This is a genomic window from Moheibacter sediminis (genome assembly GCF_900176425.1).
GTDB lineage: Bacteria > Bacteroidota > Bacteroidia > Flavobacteriales > Weeksellaceae > Moheibacter > Moheibacter sediminis.
Window position 1 is genome coordinate 159,076 of sequence record NZ_FWXS01000005.1, and the last position, 18,734, is coordinate 177,809.

The 18,734-nt window shown below is 35.5% G+C and carries 18 protein-coding genes; 7 read left to right on the top strand and 11 right to left on the bottom strand.

The features are described from left to right. The gene (lepB, locus tag B8977_RS08925) at nucleotides 1–666 is read right to left on the bottom strand and encodes a signal peptidase I (protein ID WP_084017363.1); all 666 of its coding nucleotides are present in this window, start codon (nucleotides 664–666) and stop codon (nucleotides 1–3) included. A 172-nt stretch (nucleotides 667–838) separates the two neighbouring features. Between lepB and B8977_RS08930 the strand changes: the two genes are divergently transcribed. Genes B8977_RS08930 through B8977_RS08945 form a run of 4 tightly spaced genes read left to right on the top strand, consistent with a single transcriptional unit; the run spans nucleotide 839 to nucleotide 3,619 of the window. Then, the gene (locus tag B8977_RS08930) at nucleotides 839–1,300 is read left to right on the top strand and encodes an RNA polymerase sigma factor (RefSeq protein ID WP_084017490.1); all 462 of its coding nucleotides are present in this window, start codon (nucleotides 839–841) and stop codon (nucleotides 1,298–1,300) included. A 3-nt stretch (nucleotides 1,301–1,303) separates the two neighbouring features. Then, a complete protein-coding gene (locus tag B8977_RS08935) occupies nucleotides 1,304–1,861 on the top strand; it encodes a hypothetical protein (protein WP_084017364.1) in 558 nt (185 codons plus the stop codon). Further along, entirely contained in the window at nucleotides 1,845–2,888 is a 1,044-nt protein-coding gene (locus tag B8977_RS08940) for a hypothetical protein (protein WP_143736422.1), read from the top strand. Before B8977_RS08935 ends, B8977_RS08940 begins: the two co-directional genes overlap by 17 nt. Nucleotides 2,889–2,908: 20 nt before the next feature. Further along, a complete protein-coding gene (locus tag B8977_RS08945; protein ID WP_084017366.1) occupies nucleotides 2,909–3,619 on the top strand; it encodes a head GIN domain-containing protein in 711 nt (236 codons plus the stop codon). Between the two features lie 70 nt (nucleotides 3,620–3,689). Here the strand turns inward: B8977_RS08945 and B8977_RS08950 are convergent, their stop codons facing one another. The 10 genes from B8977_RS08950 to B8977_RS08995 form a co-directional block, all read right to left on the bottom strand. Next, nucleotides 3,690–4,895: an NAD(P)/FAD-dependent oxidoreductase gene (locus B8977_RS08950; RefSeq protein WP_084017367.1), complete on the bottom strand. Its 1,206-nt coding sequence runs from the start codon at nucleotides 4,893–4,895 to the stop codon at nucleotides 3,690–3,692. A 32-nt stretch (nucleotides 4,896–4,927) separates the two neighbouring features. Then, nucleotides 4,928–5,062 (bottom strand): hypothetical protein, encoded by a 135-nt coding sequence (locus B8977_RS15275; protein WP_262494080.1) that lies wholly within the window; start codon nucleotides 5,060–5,062, stop codon nucleotides 4,928–4,930. 31 nt (nucleotides 5,063–5,093) lie between these two features. Beyond that, on the bottom strand, nucleotides 5,094–5,954 hold the full coding sequence (locus tag B8977_RS08960) for an alpha/beta hydrolase (protein WP_084017369.1): 861 nt from the start codon (nucleotides 5,952–5,954) through the stop codon (nucleotides 5,094–5,096). Nucleotides 5,955–6,103: 149 nt separating this feature from the next. Further along, on the bottom strand, nucleotides 6,104–6,910 hold the full coding sequence (metQ, locus tag B8977_RS08965) for a methionine ABC transporter substrate-binding lipoprotein MetQ (RefSeq protein ID WP_084017370.1): 807 nt from the start codon (nucleotides 6,908–6,910) through the stop codon (nucleotides 6,104–6,106). A gap of 9 nt (nucleotides 6,911–6,919) precedes the next feature. After that, nucleotides 6,920–7,579, bottom strand: coding sequence for a methionine ABC transporter permease MetI (gene metI, locus B8977_RS08970; protein WP_084017371.1), 660 nt, complete (start codon nucleotides 7,577–7,579; stop codon nucleotides 6,920–6,922). Then, nucleotides 7,569–8,600, bottom strand: a complete 1,032-nt coding sequence (locus B8977_RS08975) for a methionine ABC transporter ATP-binding protein (protein ID WP_084017372.1) — start codon at nucleotides 8,598–8,600, stop codon at nucleotides 7,569–7,571. The genes metI and B8977_RS08975 overlap by 11 nt, the downstream gene beginning before the upstream one ends. A gap of 10 nt (nucleotides 8,601–8,610) precedes the next feature. Then, entirely contained in the window at nucleotides 8,611–9,618 is a 1,008-nt protein-coding gene (locus B8977_RS08980) for an EamA family transporter (protein WP_159447476.1), read from the bottom strand. Nucleotides 9,619–9,839: 221 nt separating this feature from the next. Then, on the bottom strand, nucleotides 9,840–11,057 hold the full coding sequence (locus B8977_RS08985) for a sterol desaturase family protein (protein ID WP_084017374.1): 1,218 nt from the start codon (nucleotides 11,055–11,057) through the stop codon (nucleotides 9,840–9,842). Nucleotides 11,058–11,068: 11 nt separating this feature from the next. Continuing rightward, a complete protein-coding gene (locus B8977_RS08990) occupies nucleotides 11,069–11,818 on the bottom strand; it encodes an alpha/beta fold hydrolase (protein ID WP_084017375.1) in 750 nt (249 codons plus the stop codon). 115 nt (nucleotides 11,819–11,933) lie between these two features. Further along, the gene (locus B8977_RS08995) at nucleotides 11,934–12,680 is read right to left on the bottom strand and encodes an SDR family NAD(P)-dependent oxidoreductase (RefSeq protein ID WP_084017376.1); all 747 of its coding nucleotides are present in this window, start codon (nucleotides 12,678–12,680) and stop codon (nucleotides 11,934–11,936) included. Between the two features lie 592 nt (nucleotides 12,681–13,272). On the opposite strand from B8977_RS08995, the gene B8977_RS09000 reads away from it, so the two are divergent. The 3 genes from B8977_RS09000 to B8977_RS09010 are packed head-to-tail and all read left to right on the top strand — an operon-like array spanning nucleotide 13,273 to nucleotide 18,731. Next, nucleotides 13,273–14,742: an ATP-binding response regulator gene (locus B8977_RS09000; protein WP_084017377.1), complete on the top strand. Its 1,470-nt coding sequence runs from the start codon at nucleotides 13,273–13,275 to the stop codon at nucleotides 14,740–14,742. A gap of 5 nt (nucleotides 14,743–14,747) precedes the next feature. After that, nucleotides 14,748–18,344, top strand: a complete 3,597-nt coding sequence (locus B8977_RS09005) for a response regulator (RefSeq protein WP_084017378.1) — start codon at nucleotides 14,748–14,750, stop codon at nucleotides 18,342–18,344. A gap of 9 nt (nucleotides 18,345–18,353) precedes the next feature. Further along, the gene (locus B8977_RS09010; RefSeq protein WP_084017491.1) at nucleotides 18,354–18,731 is read left to right on the top strand and encodes a response regulator; all 378 of its coding nucleotides are present in this window, start codon (nucleotides 18,354–18,356) and stop codon (nucleotides 18,729–18,731) included. The last annotated feature ends 3 nt before the right edge of the window (nucleotides 18,732–18,734 follow it).

The window sequence follows — 18,734 nt, forward strand, 5'->3', positions numbered from 1 at the left end:
TTATTGCTTACCAATAACCACTCCAATTAAATCAGATTTATTTATAAAACCAATGTATCTGGAATCATAGCTTTGGTTACGGTTATCCCCAATTACAAATAATTTATCCTTAGGTACGATGACCGGACCAAAATTATCCTGACTCCAGGATTCATTAAATACTGAACTTATGAATTCATCCGCTGTATTAAATAAATATATTTTGGAATAAAGCTTCTCATTTAATTCTTTATGATTTATATGAACCAAGAATCTATTATTTTCAATTTCAGTAAAATCATATTGAGACTTTACAAGATTTTTTTCAAGCCAGCTCTTATGTCTTCCATCAACTAAATATGCATGATTTAAAGTAAGTTTATCATCAACGAGGGAATCATTTACATGTAGAAATCCACTGATGATTTCAATTTTGTCTCCTTCTATTCCACAAAGTCTCTGTACCCAAACCTCCTTGACTGAATCGTTTCTTTCATGAAGTATTAATTTATATTTGGAAGGTTCTATCCAGTTAGAAGCAAATACAAAAGAGTTCACCTTTATATTGGGCTCATTTCCCCCTGTTGGTACCAAATAATATTGAATACTTCCTGTCAGCTTTGCTACAATAAGAAGTATAAAAATAACTGTTCCGATTATACCTGTTATTTTTAATAGTTTGCCCATATATTTATCTCAAAAACAGTTTAAAGATAATTTTTTTTCTAAAAAGTGTAACATTCATTAATTTGCTTTCGTCTTTAGTATGAAATAAGATTTCAGAGCTTTGAAAATTTTTAATTTAAATAGTGAACAACAATTAATCAGTCAATGTCAGAAGGGCGATACAAAAGCCCAGATGACTTTGTACAAAAAATATTCACGAGCGATGTATCAGGTAAGCAGAAATATAATCAAAGATGATATGAGAGCCGAGGAAGCGATGCAGGACGGATTTTTGTCAGCTTTTGAAAAGTTGGGTGAATTCAAAGCCGAAGTAACTTTCGGTGCATGGCTTAAAAAAATCGTGGTCAACAAATCGCTTGATTATCTGAAAAAAGACAAATTGTACGACAAAACGGAATCGGCTGATAATTTGAAATTAATCGATGATGAAATTGAAGTAGATCTGACAGAAAAAATCGATGCGGTGAAAAAAGCCATGAACGAATTGCCGGAAAATTACAGAATCATCCTTTCGCTTTATTATTTGGAAGGATATGACCACGAAGAAATTTCGGAAATATTGGAAATGAGCTACGCCAATTCACGAACCATGCTCACAAGAGCAAAAAGCAAATTAGCAACCTTATTAAACTAAACGATGATGGAAGATAAATGGAAAGAATTTTTTGAGAAAAGCAAACTTCAGTTTCGGAACGAATTTGAATTGCCGAAAGGACACGAAGAAAGATTTTTGCAGAAATTAAATGAGCAAGAATCCACAAAGAAAAAAGTGACCATCAATTACTGGAAGATAGCCGCAGTGCTCATTCCGATATGCATGTTGTCTATTTATTTCGTGTTGGAATTTGATTCAGAATCCAAGCCAACCCAAGTAAACCTTGCGGATTATTCGCCGGAGTTGGGTGAAGCAGAAAATTATTTCGCTTACATGATCAAAGAAAAAGTAAAAGAAGTAAAAGCATTGGAAAATCCGGAAAATAAAAAGCTGGTTGACCATTCGCTCAATGAGCTGGATGCTTTACAGAAAAATTATACACAATTATTGAAAGACCTGAAACAAAGCGGTGGAAATCCGCAAGTTATAAAATCGGTAATGACCAACCTTCAGCTGCAGATCGAAGTTTTGGAATCGGTACTAAACCAAATTGAAATCAAACAAGAAATTAAACAAACTTCAGATGAAAACATATTTTAACATATTCGCATTCCTTTTCCTTATCAGCCAAAGCTTACTGGCAAACGAAAGTCCTGTTGTAGAAGAAGTAAAAGTTTTAGAGAAAACTTACAATGTCAATTCCAATGCAAATCTCAACATCAACAATAAATACGGAAATGTCACGATGACCACCTGGGACAAAAACGTAATTGAAATCCGCGTCGAAATCAAAGTGGACGGAAGAGATAATAATGCAGTAAAGGAAAAACTGAACAGCATCACAGTAGATTTTAGCGGAAACTTATCCAATGTTTCAGCCATTACCAAAATCAATAATATAAAAGGAGGAAAGAAAACCAACATTTCCATTCACTATTCAGTTAAATTACCCAAAACCAATAGTATAGAATTACGAAATCAATACGGTAATTTATTTTTGGATGAATTAAAAGGTTCTTCTAATATCAATGTTGACTATGGAAATATTACAATTGGAAAACTGCATAATGCGCTCAATAATATAAATTTAGACTACGTGACAAGCGCTAAAATTGATTATGTAAAATCTGCAGTTGTCAACATAGATTATAGCAAACTCGAAATCAACAAAGCCGAGGTTTTGACGCTGAACGCGGATTATACAGACGTTACTTTGGGCGATGTAAATGACCTGATTAACAATATGGATTATGGAAATCTAAGTGCAACTAAACTTGATAAAGTCTCTAATACAGCAGATTATACAAATATAAAAATCGGAACACTGACACATTCATTTGTATCATCAGGAGATTATGGCGCAATTTCCATCCAACGTGTGAGCAAAGGATTTGACAAAATAATCATTAATTCAGATTATTCGGGAGTGAATATAGGAATTGACGGTTCCGCAGGATATTCAATCATTGCAAATATGCAATACGGCGACTTAAAATATCCGTCTAATGTAACCATGAGCAAAAAAATCATCAAAAACAGCAGCAGTTATTATGAAGGAAAAACTGCAAATGCAACGGGTTCTATCGAAATTAAAATGAGCTATGGCGGTGCAAAAATCAGTAATTAATAATCTAAAAAATAAATAACATGAAGGCATTAATCTTAACATTTACATCTTTATTATTTCTCACATCTTGTGCACAAGACAGAGTCAAAGGAAACGGAAACGTAACCAAAGAAACAAGAAACATTGGCAAGTTTAACGAAATCGAAACCGGCGGAAGCTATGATGTTTACATTTCCGACGTTCCTCAGGACGGGAAATTAATCATCGAAGGCGAATCAAATGTAATTTCACAAATTGAAACCGAAGTAAACGGTGACAAATTAACAATCAAGAAAAAGAAAGGAATTAATTTTTCTTCTACAAAAGGTGTAAAAATTTACATCAATGCACAAAATCTGAAATCAATCGGTGTGAGCGGTTCGGGGAGTTTAGTAGCAGAAGGCGTGCAAAATGTAGATAATTTCAGTGCAGGCTTGAGCGGTTCAGGTAGTATGAAAGTAAAAATCAGTGCAAAAAGTGCTCATATAGGAGTTTCGGGATCAGGAGATTTAGATATTGCAGGATCGACTGGTCATGTTGACATCGGAATTTCAGGTTCAGCAGATGTAGATGCTGCTAACTTGGTTGCAAATGATGTGACGATTGGGATTTCAGGTTCAGGAAATTCAAAAGTGAATGCAAAAAACAGCTTGAAAGGAAGTGTAAGTGGTTCCGGAGATATTTACTATAATGGAGATCCGGCAGTAATGGAAGTTCAATCTTCAGGCTCAGGAAGCATCAGAAAAATGTAAACAAATAACCTCAGATATTTTGTTTTATGTAGAATTCCTCGCTTTTCAAAGTGAGGAATTCTTGCTTTAATTATCTATCAAATCCAAAAATTTCAGCCCTTTCATCTTCTACTCCCGTAAGTTTGTTTCTGATGATTTGTGCTGCAATCATGCTGAAAGTAATTCCGTTCCCACCATAACCCAATGCAAAAAACATCCGGTCTTTTCCCGGCCAGGTTCCGATGTAAGGTAATCCGTCTTCGGTTGAACTGAAAGTTCCGCACCATGCCATATCGACTTGAAATGGTATTTCCGGATAGATTTTTTTGAATTGTTTTTCGAGTTTTTTGATTTTTTCGCGAAGCAAATCATCACGCTTCACGGGATTTTGAAAATCCTCATCTTCACCGCCAATCATCATTCTATTGTCACTCGTCGTACGCATATAGAAATAAGGCTCTTTCGTTTCCCAAATCAAGCTTCTTTCCGGCCAAATCAATTTTTCATCAATCGGGTGAGAAACCAAAGCATAAGTGGAAAGTAAGTTCATGACTTTTTTGGGGAGAAATTCACCCGCCTCAAACCCCGCTGCAATGACTACATATTTACATTTTATGATTTTTCCATCAGTAGTTTCCAATTCATAACCATTTTTGATTTCTTTCCATTTTTTGATTTCAGTATGGGAAAATAAATCCAATTCATTTTTACTCAAATGAAATTTCAATAAACCTGTGGCTGCTGCATAACAATCCATTTGTGCAGCTTCGTTATTTTTCAAAGCGCCAAAACCTATGATGTTATGTTTTTTTAACAATTGTTTTTCATTCAAAAATTCAACTGGTAAATTGTGTTTTCTTCTTATTTCAAATTCCCTTTCCAGAAGTTTTAAATCTTTTTTATAGGAGGCCAGCCAAACGCTCGACACATTTTTAAAATCGGCATCTACCTTGGTTTTCTTTAAAACTTTTTCGATGTCTTTGATGGATTTTAAACTTGCTTGATAAGCTTTTGCTGCATTTTCTTCGCCAACCATTTTCGCCATTTTGTGCAAGGGAACATCGATTTCATATTGAAGCTGTGCGGTGCTGGCAGCTGTACTTCCCGTACCGATGGTTCGTTTGTCGATGACTGCACATTTGATTCCTGCTTCACAAAGTTCGTGGGCTGCCAGCGAACCAGTAATTCCTGAGCCGATGATGACAACTTCTGTTTGGTAATTGTTTTTTAAAGAATTGAAATAATTATACAATTCATTTTTGATAATCCAATAGGGCAAACCGGAATGTAAATCCATAGTCAAATATGATTTTGATATGAATATACGGCTTAATTTTTATGATGAAAGTTTTTCAGGAGTTCATCTACATTCTGAGGTGTGGTTTCATCAAATACTTTTAGTAATTCAGGTAAAAAGGATTGAAAGTCGGGATAATCATTTCTATTTTGTTCATATAATTTCATCTCATCTTCTAATAAAGGTATTTTAAGCCATTTACAGGTGCTCGGAAACATACGAACTGATGATTCCCTGTGCTTCCGTAAAGTCCGCATTGCTCCAGTCATTTCCATGCCCGCCATTGTAAATTCTCAGTACATTTTCCACGCCATTCGCATCCAGTTTAGCTTTCAAAGTCGTACCATTTGCTTCCGGCACCAGCGGATCCTCATTTCCATAAAACATACAAGTTGGCGAAGCGCTACCGGTCACATGAAACCCAGGACTCAGTTCCTCCAGAAAGTTCGTTCCTGCAGGATAAGCATCCTCATTCACTAACTGATCGATGATAGGTTGTATAGGGAAATTCTCCACAAAAAACGGATCCGTAAAATCCGAAGGACCTACGATATTCGCCACAAATTTCACTTGATTATTGGTGTCATATTTATAATCATACATCATTGCAAGGTGCGCACCTGCACTTGTTCCAACCATCCCAAACTCTGGATTGATGTGTAATTCAACACTTTCAGAAGTTAATTTAGAAACGATGCTTTTTATATCCAAAAACTGATTCGGAAACGCAGGATTTTGAGCATCCGCCAGCACATAATTCACATTTACTATCGCATGACCGGGATGCAGCGTTTGTAAAAAAGCCACCGAAGCACTCATGTCACTTTTATCTCCCGAAGTCCAGCCGCCACCGTGGATCAGCATAATCACCTTCGTATCAGTAGCCGTTCTTCCTGCTGGCAAATACAAATCATAAACCTGCTGCGGATGCGAACCATACGAAACATTCATCCGCGTTTCCGCTTCCAGAGGCGTATTGTCAATAGGAAAGGAATCGTCCGAAGAACATGAAACCAATGAAAGCACATACAACACCGAGAAAAACAAGTACTTTTTCATAAACTGATGATTTGATTCAAATTTAATTTTTTTAGAATGAATTCTCTCATAAAATTATGATAACTCTCTTGTCATTCTGAATGAGTTGCAACAAAATGAAGAATTCTTATAGATTAAAAAGTCAACTATTTATAAATTTAAATGACCATTTACCAACCTTTTACAGCCCCGCCTTTGAAAACTTTTTCCGCAGTTTCAGCTACTTCATCCGATTGAAATGCCTTCACAAACCTTTTCACTTTGTCCGAATCTTTATTGTCCTGCCTTGAAACAATTACATTCACATATGGTGATTCTTTGTCCTCTTTAAAAATCCCAGACAGTTCAGCATCCAGCCCGGCTTGCGCCGCAAAATTATTATTGATGATAGCGACAATTACTTCCTTATCATCCAAAACCCTCGGCAGCTGAGGTGCTTCGATTTCTAAAATTTTTAATTGTTTTGGGTTTTCTACGATGTCCGTTACTTTCGGCAGTTCTACATTTTCTTTTAGTTTCAACAAACCATTTTTTTCCAGCAAAAGCAAAGAACGGCTTCCGTTTGTCGGATCATTGGGAATCACAATCGTACTTCCGTTTTTCAATTCACTGATGCTTTTAATTTTCTTCGAATAAGCCACAATGGGGTACACAAAAGTATTGCCGACCACTGCCAGATTGTAACCTCTTTGTTTCGATTGTTCTTTCAGATAAGGTACATGTTGAAAAGCATTCAAATCAATTTCACCATTGTTCAAGGCTTCATTTGGCACAACATAATCATTGAAAGAAACCAATTCCACTTCCAGATTGAATTTCTCTTTCGCAATTCTTTTCGCCGTTTCCGCGATTTCCTGTTCTGGTCCCGAAGTAATTCCTACTCTGATGTAGTTCGGATCTTCATTTTTTGAATTCTTGCAAGCATTAAACAAAACGATACTTGATACAATTAGAACTAATAATTTTAAATTTTTCATATTAACTTTTTATCTGTGATTAAATTTTTTAGAAAGTTTGTCACCCGCAAACTGAATAGCGAAAACCAATCCCACCAACAACAGTAAAACGGAATTCATGATAAAAACATCATAACCGATGTAACCGTATTGATAACCGATTTGCCCCAATCCTCCGGCGCCAACTGCTCCGCCCATTGCAGAATAACCCACTAAAGTTATAAGTGTAATAGTTGCATTATTAATTAAAGAAGGCAAAGCTTCAGGCAGTAAAATTTTTCTGATAATCTGAAATGAACTTGCACCCAAAGCCCTTCCGGTTTCGATAAGTCCCGCCGGAACTTCGAGCAAACTGTTTTCAACCAATCTTGCAATGAAAGGAGCCGCACCGATGCTCAACGGAACCAATGCTGCATTGACGCCAATAGAAGTTCCAACCAAAGCACGTGTAAATGGAATGATCCAAACAATCAAAATGATAAAAGGAATTGATCGAAATACATTGACAACTACCGATAAAGTCTGATGGTAAGTCTTGCGTTCGAGTAATTGCCCATCCCGTGTGAGATATAAAACTATTCCGATTGGTAATCCCAAAACAAACCCGAAAAACCCTGAAGCGAATGTCATGAAAACCGTTTCCCAAAGCCCGTTGAGTAATAATACAATGGTCGTTTCGTTAAGCTGCATATCCTCTGATGGTTGTTTGAATGTTAATTTCGTTGAGGTACTCGATGATTGTATTATTTTCAACTGCAGAACCTTTCAGATGAAGCAATAATTTCCCGAAATTGGATTTTCCCAAATATTCTACGTCGGCTTTCAGCAATTTGTACGAAATATTGTATTCATCATAGATGATTGATAATAATTCTTCAAAAGCGATTTCACCGTTGAGCTGTACTTCGACGAGCGGAAATGAATCAAGGCTTTGTTCAGTTGTATTTTGTATTTTTAATTCTGGTGGCATAGTCATTTTTTTAGATGTTATAAATTGTTTGATGGTATCGTTTTCTCGGTTAGAAATAATTTGTTTCAATTTCCCGACAACGGAAATTTCCCCCTGGTCGATGACGGCAACGCGGTGACAAATGGTTTTTACAACCTCCATTTCGTGCGTTATCAGAAAGATTGTAATGTTCAATCGCTGGTTGATGTCTTTCAATAATTCTAAAATGGATTGTGTCGTTGCCGGATCCAAAGCGCTTGTAGCCTCGTCACAAAGCAGTAAATAAGGGTTATTCGCCAACGCACGTGCAATTGCAACGCGCTGCTTCTGCCCACCGGAAAGATTTTTTGGATACTCATTTGCTTTGTCTTGTAATCCGACGATCTCAAGTAATTCATTTACTTTTTTATTGATTTCAGATTTGCTGACATTGTCCAATTCCAGTGGCAAAGCGATATTCTCTGAAACCGTTTTGGAGGAAAGCAGATTGAAATGCTGGAAAATCATTCCGATTTTTTTTCTCTGTTTCGCCAATTGTTTGGAATTTAATTTAGAAAAATCAATTTCGTTGATGATAATTTGTCCTTCATCCGGTTTCTCCAATAAATTTACGGAACGGATGAGTGTACTTTTTCCTGCGCCGGAAAATCCTATGATTCCTAGGATTTCACCTTTTTCAACTTCAAGACTGACATTGTTCAGTGCTTTCAGCTTTTTATTTTTCTGATGAAATGTTTTCGAAATATTTTTTAATTCAATCATGTTTTGATTTTTAATTAAATTGTTTTTTGTTCAATTGAAATAATTTTCCTCTTGCGTAAATTCTTATTGATTGTCTGATTCTGACTTTGGAACGCTTTGAAATTTTGATGTATTTGCTCACATTCGTAAACAAAACACCTGTCAAAATGATGAACAATCCATAAAATTGAGTTTGATTGATGACTTGATGGGCAATGATGCTTCCAGCAATCACAGCGACAATCGGGTTAATGTAAGTGTGTGTGCTCACGAGTGGAGCAGGCTTTATCGACAACAACCAGATGTACGAAATGTAGGCGATGACGGAACCAAATACAATCAGAAAAAGTAAACTCAGCCATGCCGAAACCGGAATGGTTTGGATTGAAAATGAATTCCATTCACTTTTAAACAAAGCAATGATGAAGGACGCAATTCCTGCAACAATTAACTGCTGTGCAATGTTCATAAAAGTGGATTGATTGGCAGGATTATTTTTCGAATACAAAGAACCCAAAACCCATGAAATTGAACTCAATCCCAAAACCAGAAAGGCAATCCATCTGAGCGAACTTTCTGTGCCGTGAGCCGTTTGGGAATTGATGCTTCCGCTCAAAAACAAAATCAACCCAGCAAATCCCATCAAAAGCCCAATCGGAATGAATTTATCTGAAAAATATTTTTTCCAGTTTTTTCTGTCGATGGCGATGAACCAAAACGGTCCGGTTGCGATGGCGATTGCAGCTTCAGAAGCGGTAACGTATTGTTCACCCCAGGCAACCAGCCCTGTTCCTCCGGTGAGTACTAAAATTCCGGTGATTGCATTTTTTTTCCAATTAATGAAAGAACCGATTTTTTCTCCTTTGATGATGAGGTATCCCAATATCAAAGCGCCTGCTAAAAAGAATCGGAATCCTGAAAGTATAAAAGGCGGAAATCCATTTAATCCATACGAAATGGCTAAAAAAGTGATTCCCCAGATGATGTATATGTTGGCGAATGCGACGGGCACCAACCATTTGTTTTTATTATTTTTCATTTTTATTATATATTGATTGTGAATAAAAAAAAGGGTTTTACAGACTTGCTGCAAAACCCTTTCAAACATTAACATAGAAAATTAATTACAGCAACAATGAGATAGATGGATATGACAACACATTATCATTTTATAATTGATAATTTGTTTATCTAATGCCCAATGTTTCTGTGGTATTTTCATTTTTTTTGAGAAATTTGATTTTATATTTAATTTAAGATTTATTCATTTATTTTCAATACGTTAGATTTATACCAAATGCTCAGTCTGAAAATTTGTTCGATTACAATAAAAAATGCAATTATTACAAAAATCAAATGCGCGTATCCGAATGAAATCAAAACATAAGAAATCAGAGATATGATTCGTAAATATTCAAGATAATAAATCCATTTTCTTTGCTCCATCAATGCGCCGCAATTGATAAGTGTAATCAGAATGAAAAACGTTCCGAAATATTTGTCAAAACTGCTCAGCGAATCGAAATAATAAGTAATCACTGACATCAGTAGGAAACTCAATCCGATTTGAAAATTCAGATAAGATTTATAACGAAAATGGTAATTGGGATTGTCTTTATTGGGAAGCCATTTTTTCTCTAACATCGGCCGTATGTCTTGATCCATAACTGCCGGACTTCCAAAAATTACTTTTAATTTATTTTTGAAACCATTTGTTCTTTCGATCGCTTCCCAGATTTCCAAATAATAATGAAAATGCTGCCAAAGGAAACTGTAACTTTTAATCGGATGGGTCAATCCGTAATTTGGTTTTTCTTCTTCTTTCTGAAATGTCCCAAACATTTTATCCCAAAAAACAAAAACGTCACCGTAGTTTTTATCCAGATATTTTTCGTCTGAGGCATGATGAACTCCGTGTAGGGAAGGAGAGATGAAGATATATTCCAGCCATTTCATTTTTCCAATCATCTGTGTATGTGTGAAGAATGAATAAATTCCATGAAACAATAAAATGAAAATTACCAACGCCGGATGAAACCCGAAAAATGGCAGCACACACCAGAATACATTTCTGATCAAAGCTTGTAAAGTCGTAATCCGAGCTGCAACTGTCAGATTAAATTCCTCACTTTGATGATGGACAATGTGTGCCGCCCACAGGAAATTTATTTCATGCCCCAATCTGTGGTACCAATACCAAACAAAATCGGTCGCAAGAATCAATGCAATCCACGTAATCCAATTATTTGGAATCTGGAACAATGCGAAATTTTCATATATAAAATAAAATAATTGGTAAAAACTGGCTGCAATGAAAAGATTGAGCAAACGCTCCGCAATTCCAATGCTGATGTTAGAAATAGAGCTTTCATATTTGAAAATATCATCTCTTTTTTTCAGCTTGGCAACCTGGTATTCTATAAACAGAAACAGAAAAAATGCAGGCAGAGCAAATGCCAGATAATTTACGTTTTCCATGTTTGAGTCATTTAATTCAAAATAAATTCCGCCACATATTGATTGAATAATTGAGGCTGTTCCATCATCGGAACATGACCGCAATCGCCGATGAGTTTCAGTGTGGAATCGGATAAATTCTGATGAAATTCATAAGCAACACTCACGGGCGTTACCACATCCTGTTCGCCCCAAACGAGCAAAACCGGGATTTTTATCTGGTGTAAATATGCCTTCATATTTTGTTTTTGGGCATCACGTGCCAAACCAATCAAGCGAATGACTTCAGCAGGATTTTGTGTACTCGAATAAACATTGTCAACCAATTCTTTGGTGATGACTTTTTTATTTTCAAATACTTCATCCACTTTCTTTTGGATGTAATTGTAATCACGAACCCTGATGAATGAAGCGCCTAAAGTATTTTCGTATAATCCCGAACTTCCGGTCAAAACGATTTTTTCTACTTTGTCAGGATGTTTCAAAGCATACAACAAAGCGACATGTCCACCGAGAGAATTCCCAATCAGGATAGGATTTTTGATTTCATATTGGTTGATGTATTCTTCCAAAAAAGAAACGAGCTGATTCAGACAGCCGCCGGATTTTGGTTTTCGACACATGGGAAAAGTAGGAGCGTAGATGGAAGATTCGCTTGAAAAATAATGAATTACATGCTCCCAATTGCTCAATGTTCCAAACAATCCGTGAAGCAAGATGATATTTTTTTCCGAATCAAAATTTTTGATGTATTTGTTTTTTGTCAAGCTCAACTGTTCCATAATTCAACATCATTTATTTATTAAATTGCTACAAATATATAATTAAATCTATTTAGTCTATAGAATTAGTAGAGTAATAATTTAAAACTTATCAAAATTTAATTAACCATTAGAATTAATTTCTATGAATGCTTGTTCCATCTGCCTGAGCTTTAGGCAAAATAGTAATGTCAGCCAGTTGAACATGGTCAGGTTGCATAATCGCAAAATAAATGGTTTCCGCAATGTTCTTCGCACTTAAAGGCTGAAATCCTGAATAAACCTGTTGCGAACGATGTTCATCTCCCTTGAAACGAACCAATGAAAATTCCGTATCGACAGCACCTGGAGCAACATTCGTCACTTTGATTCCGAGTGGGAGCAGATCTAAACGCATCCCTTTGCTCAAGGCTTCCACCGCCCATTTCGAAGCGCAGTAAGTAGTGCCGTTTGCATAAACTTGTTTTCCGGCGATGGAGGAAATGTTGATGATATGTCCACTTCCATTGGGAATCATTAATGGTAAAACTGCTTTGGTGGTGTAAATAATTCCTTTTACGTTTCCGTCGATCATTGCTTCTAAATCTTCCAAATCTGCATCCTGAAAAGGAGCGAGTCCATGTGCATTTCCGGCATTGTTAAGCAAAACATCTATTCTTCTGAAGTTTTCAGGTAAATTTTCTATGGCATTGAAAACCGCAATTTTATCTCTCACATCAAAATTCAAAGTAAAAACTTCTGTGTTTTTTGATAATTCTGATTTTAATTCATCTAATCTTTCCTGTCTTCTCCCACAGATAATTAATCTGAAATCATTTGATAATTTTCGAGTTGTTTCCATTCCGATTCCAGATGTTGCGCCTGTGATAAGTGCTGTTTTCATTTGATTTTTGAATTTGATTCAAAGGTAAAAAATCCAAGTAATTAAGAATATTTTGTTGTAGAAATTTATTAAATTCAAAAATTGAATTTAAATTAATTCTATTTCCTACGGATTCAATACATAGCTGTCTTCTTGCTGTTTTTTTGGTGTCTTCGTTTCTTTGCATCATTAACTCAATGAGACTTTAACGGGAAACTAAGAGATAGAGATTTGTTTAGTTATGAGTCTTCTGTGTAAGGGAGCCTTTTTCTTAAAGAACTAATTTTTATTTCAAAAAATATTGGGTGTTGTTCTTTTTGATTAGTTTCCAATATGTATCGGCTCAAATTTATGTGGGAGAAGCAACTTTGATGAGATGAAAATATTGTCTTTAAACCACTTCGGAGCAGAATTATGGGTATAGTTTGCTTCAGAAAAATGAAAAGGAGATTTTGTAGAATATGATTTGAAATTCTTAAATAAAAATTGTTATAAGTTAATAATGTATAGATGACTTTAAAATGCTTACTTTAACAAAAAATTATGGATTGCTTTTTGCATTGTGATTTTTAACTAAACAAAATTTAACTATGCTAATTAATTTTACTCAACTATGATTTTAATTGTAGATGATAAAGCTGAAAATATATATTCGCTCAAGGCCCTTTTAGAATCGAAGAATTTCAAAGTTGATACTGCATTATCAGGTGAAGAGGCTTTAGTTAAGGTGCTGAAAAATAATTACGCACTGATTATTTTAGATGTTCAAATGCCTGGAATGGATGGTTTCGAAGTAGCAGAAACGCTGTCCGGACACAGCAAAACAAAAGATATTCCTATTATTTTTCTTTCTGCAAACAGTACCGATAAAAATTTCATCACAAAAGGTTATGAATCAGGTGGTATAGATTATATAACCAAGCCGGCAGATCCGGACATTTTACTTTTAAAAGTCAGAACTTTTTACAGATTGTTTGAACAAACACAGTCTTTAAATGAAGCACAGGATATGTTGACTTCCGAGATTGAAAGTAGAAAAAGGGCTCAAGAAGAACTAAATAAACAGGTAGATTTTTTGCACACTATTTTAGAAAGTCTTCCGCAGATTGCTTTTACAGCAGATGAAAATGCCAACATCACTTTTGTCAACAACAAATGGTTTAATTACGCATCTTCTTCAACAGGATTTTTGGAAGTTCATACAGATGACCAAAAAAAGATTCAATCTTTTTTAGATCAAAGCAATACACTTACCCAGTCTGTAGAAGCTGAAGTCAGAATTAAAGAAATCACAACTGAAGAATTCCGTTATCATTTATTGCGTATAATACCCATCAAAGAAGGCGATTTAATAAAAAATTGGGTTGGTACTTTTACAGATATCGAAGATCAGAAACGCATTGAAGGGAAAAAGGATGAATTCCTGAGCATCGCCAGCCACGAGCTCAAAACTCCGCTTACAGGCCTAAAGGCTTACATACAATTACTGGAAAGAACTTTCTCAACCCCTAACGTTGCTACCATTCCGACTTATATCGAACGCGCCAAAGATGAAGTGATTAAGCTTGAAAACCTGATTTCCGACCTTTTGGATATTTCAAAAATAGAAAACGGAAAGTTGAAAATCAATAAGGTAGAAATCGATTTGGAAAAAACGGTTAATAATGCCATAGAAACCATCAATCATACAAAAATATCTGAAATTAAAATCGAAAGGCTTGGTGATAAATATGAAGATAAAGTTTTAGCCGATGCTGTTCGCATTGAACAAGTTTTGATCAATTTCTTGACAAATGCCATCAAATATTCACCCAATACAGAAAAGGTCTTGGTGAAAACCACGATCAAAGATAACAATGCTCATATTGCTGTACAGGATTTTGGAATAGGAATTCCACCAGACAAGCAGAAACATATTTTTTCAAAATTTTACAGAGTAGAAGAATCGTCAGTGAAATTTCAAGGATTAGGATTAGGTTTATATATCTGTGCTGAAATCATCAACCAGCATAACGGAACGTATGGCTTAGAAAGCGAGCAAGGAAAAGGTACCACCATTTATTTTACCATTCCATTAAATTAATTATTATGCCCAAACAGTTAATAAAAAAATTACAGATTGGATTTGGATTGTGTTTTATCATTCTGATGATTACTTCTGTTGCATCTTACTTAAGTGTTCAAAAACAAATTGAAAACAGATCCAAGGTTTTACAGACACAGGAAATGATATTAAAAGCTGATAATATTTTGATTGATCTGCTAAATGCAGAAACGGGTCAGCGCGGATTTTATTTGACCAATAACGAATCATTTCTGGAACCTTATTACAAAGGTCTCGAATCTCTTCCTAAATCTCTTGCGGAAATAAAAAAAGAATTACCGGAAGATTCAGAGCAATCTTATAGGATGGACACAATTTCTTATTTGGTAAACTTCAGGTTAAAAATACTTGAAGATGTTGTAAAAACTAAAAAGAGTGGTGGCTCCATAGAAATAGACCAGCTGGAATTAGGCAAAGAGTATATGGACAGTTGCCGCACAATTATTCAGGAATTTGTAGCCTCTGAAACAGAAAAACTAGACCGAAGAAGCCATGCTATGAATGTGTCTTCAAATTATACTTCAGCTTTCATTCTGGCTGCATGTTTTATTTCTCTGGTTATCACATTTATATTTTATAGACAATTAAGAAATGAATTTTTAAAAAGAGATGAATTACAGAAAGAATTAAAAAAGAAAGACGAGCAGCTTTCCAAACGTCTTACAACCATTCAGCATATAGCGCAGCAAATAGCATTGGGTGATTATTCAGTCCGTGTGCAGGAAGATGAAAAAGATTCACTTGGAGGAATTGCTTCTGCATTAAATGAAATGACAGAATCACTTCAAACTTCTTTTGAAAATATAAATCAAAATGAATGGAGACAAACAGGACTTGCCAAAATAAATGAAATACTAGCAGGAAACAAACGGCAAGATGAAATTGCTCACGAATCACTTACTCAATTGGTTACTTATACAGAAAGTATGAGTGGTGCTTTTTACATTTTAGAAGAAGAAAGCCTTGAACTTAAAGGTTATTTTGGACTAGAGCCACAAATGAATAAAAAATACCTGCCGGGTGAAGGAGTTGTAGGTCAGGTATTTGAAAATAAAATATTTAGATCGGTTGAAAATATCAGCTCAGAAGATTATGTAATGAGTTTTGCTGTCGGACAGATCAAACTTTCTCATATGCTATGGATGCCATTGATGTTCAAAGAAAAATGTTTTGGGGTAATTGAATTGGGTGCGAACCAGTCATTTGATGAAACTGGTATTTCATTCCTTCAGGAAGCCTGCAGAGTAATTACATTGGAATTAATGGCTGCAAAAAGCAGAGCACGCATTCAAACGTTACTTGAAGAAACACAGGCGCAGTCAGAGGAATTGCAAATGCAGCACAGTGAATTGGAAAATCTTAATGCAGAATTGGAAGCGCAGACACAATTACTGCAAGCTTCCGAAGAAGAATTAAAAGTACAGCAGGAAGAATTATTACAATCCAATCAGGAATTGGAAGAACGCTCTAAATTATTGGAAGAAAAAAATCAACTCATCGCATTTAGAAATCAGGAAATTCAGAAAAAAGCAGAAGAACTGGCAGTCAGCACCAAATACAAATCAGAATTTTTGGCCAATATGTCGCACGAATTGCGTACGCCTCTAAACTCAATACTTTTGCTTTCAAGGCTCATGGTTGAAAATGATGACGAGAATTTAAATGAAGACCAGATCGAATCAGCGAAAGTTATACAAAGCTCAGGAAGCAGTCTGCTGAGTTTGATCGATGAAATTTTAGATTTATCCAAAATTGAAGCAGGTAAAATGGAACTCGAATTCGAGCCTGTAAATATTTCTGAAATTTGCAATGATTTGAATGGAATGTTCCAACCGTTGGCAAAAGAAAAAGGCATCAGTTTCCAAACAGAAATAAGTTCCGAAATTTCATCTACTATTGAAACAGACAAATTGCGTCTGGATCAGGTTTTGCGAAATCTTTTGGCAAATGCTTTTAAATTTACACAACAAGGAGAAATCCGTTTAACAATAGATTCAGCGCCTCATCAAAAAGATTTTATCCGTTTTTCAGTAAAAGACACCGGAATCGGAATCACCGAGGAAAACCAACAGATTATTTTCGAAGCGTTTCAGCAGGCAGATGGTTCTACCAGAAGAAAATTCGGAGGAACGGGGTTGGGATTGTCTATCAGCAGAGAAATTATCAAATTATTAGGCGGACAAATCAGTGTTGAAAGTACATTGGGTGAGGGAAGTACTTTTACCATCAGTATTCCAAAAAATAAAGAATTAATTCAAAAAGAAAACAAAACAATTCTGGAATCAATTGCAGAAATTTCCATTGCCGAAGAAATTATTCAGGATGCTGCCTCAGAATACAAAGATCCTTTTACGGTAGATGAAATTCCGGAGGAAATTGCTGATGACAGAGATGTTATAAAATCTGGAGATAAGGTAATTTTGATTGTAGAGGACGATACCAATTTTGCCAAATCTTTGTTGAAATATACACGCCAGCAAAATTATTTAGGCATCGTTTTGGTGCGTGGAGATCAGGTTTTAAGTTTTGCAGAAAGGTACCAGCCGCTTGCAATTTTATTGGACATTCAGCTTCCTGTAAAAAGCGGTTGGGATGTGATGGATGATTTGAAGAAAAATGCAAAAACACGCCACATTCCGGTTCACATTATGTCTTCTCTTCAGGCAAAAAAGGAAAGTTTGAAAAAAGGTGCAATTGATTTCATTAACAAACCTATTGCATTGGAGCAAATGAGGCAGATTTTTTCTAAAATTGACGAAGCGCTTAACCGCAATTCGCAAAAGGTATTAATCGTTGAAGAAAACCCAAAACATGCCGCTGCGCTTTCTATTTTCCTAAATAATTTCAACATCACTTCTGAAATTAAAAGCAACGTCGAAGAAAGTGTAAATACTTTATTGAGCTCAAAAGTGAATTGTGTGATTCTTGACATGGGATTGCCTGATAAAACAGGCTATGAAACGTTAGAAGCTATCAAAAATCATGAAGGACTTGAGGATTTGCCAATTATCATTTTTACCGGAAAAAATTTGTCTCATGCAGAGGAAATTAAAATTAAAAATTATGCAGATTCGATTGTCGTCAAAACCGCTCATTCATTCCAAAGGATATTGGATGAAGTAGGATTATTTTTGCATTTGGTAGAAGAAAATCATTTAGATACTAAAAACAAAAGTACCAAAATCAGTATGTTAGGCGATGCACTCACTGGCAAAACAATTTTAATTGCTGATGATGATGTGCGTAATATTTTTTCTTTGACTAAAATTCTGGAGAAATATAAAGTCAATGTAATTTCCGCAATGAACGGGAAAGAAGCTTTGAATCAGCTTTATACACATCCTGATGTTTCAGTTGTTTTGATGGACATGATGATGCCCGAAATGGACGGCTACCAAACCATTCAAACTATAAGACAAAATCCTGCCTATAAAAATTTACCAATTATATCAGTGACTGCTAAAGCAATGACGGGTGACCGTGAAAAATGCATTGCAGCAGGAGCCTCCGATTACATATCTAAACCTGTAGATAAAGACCAGCTTTTATCATTGTTACGTGTTTGGTTATATGAGATATAAATTATGGAAATGTCTGATAAAAAGAGAGATGTAATTTTAATTATAGACGATGACAGCAGAAATACCTTTGCTTTAAATTTAACTTTAAAAACAAAAGGTTATAAGTCATTGGCTTTCAATAGTGCAGAAGAAGGATTGGAAATCTTAAAAAACCGTGAGAACATTGCGTTGGTTCTAATGGATATGATGATGCCGGAAATGGATGGTTATCAGGCGATAAAAGAAATTCAATCATTTGAATTAAATAATGAAGTACCGGTAATTGCAGTTACGGCTCAGGCAATGAGCGGTGACCGCGAAAAATGCATCGAAGCCGGCGCAGCCGATTATATTGCAAAACCGATAGATGTGGACATTTTACTAGAAGTACTCAAAAAATGGATGTAGAGG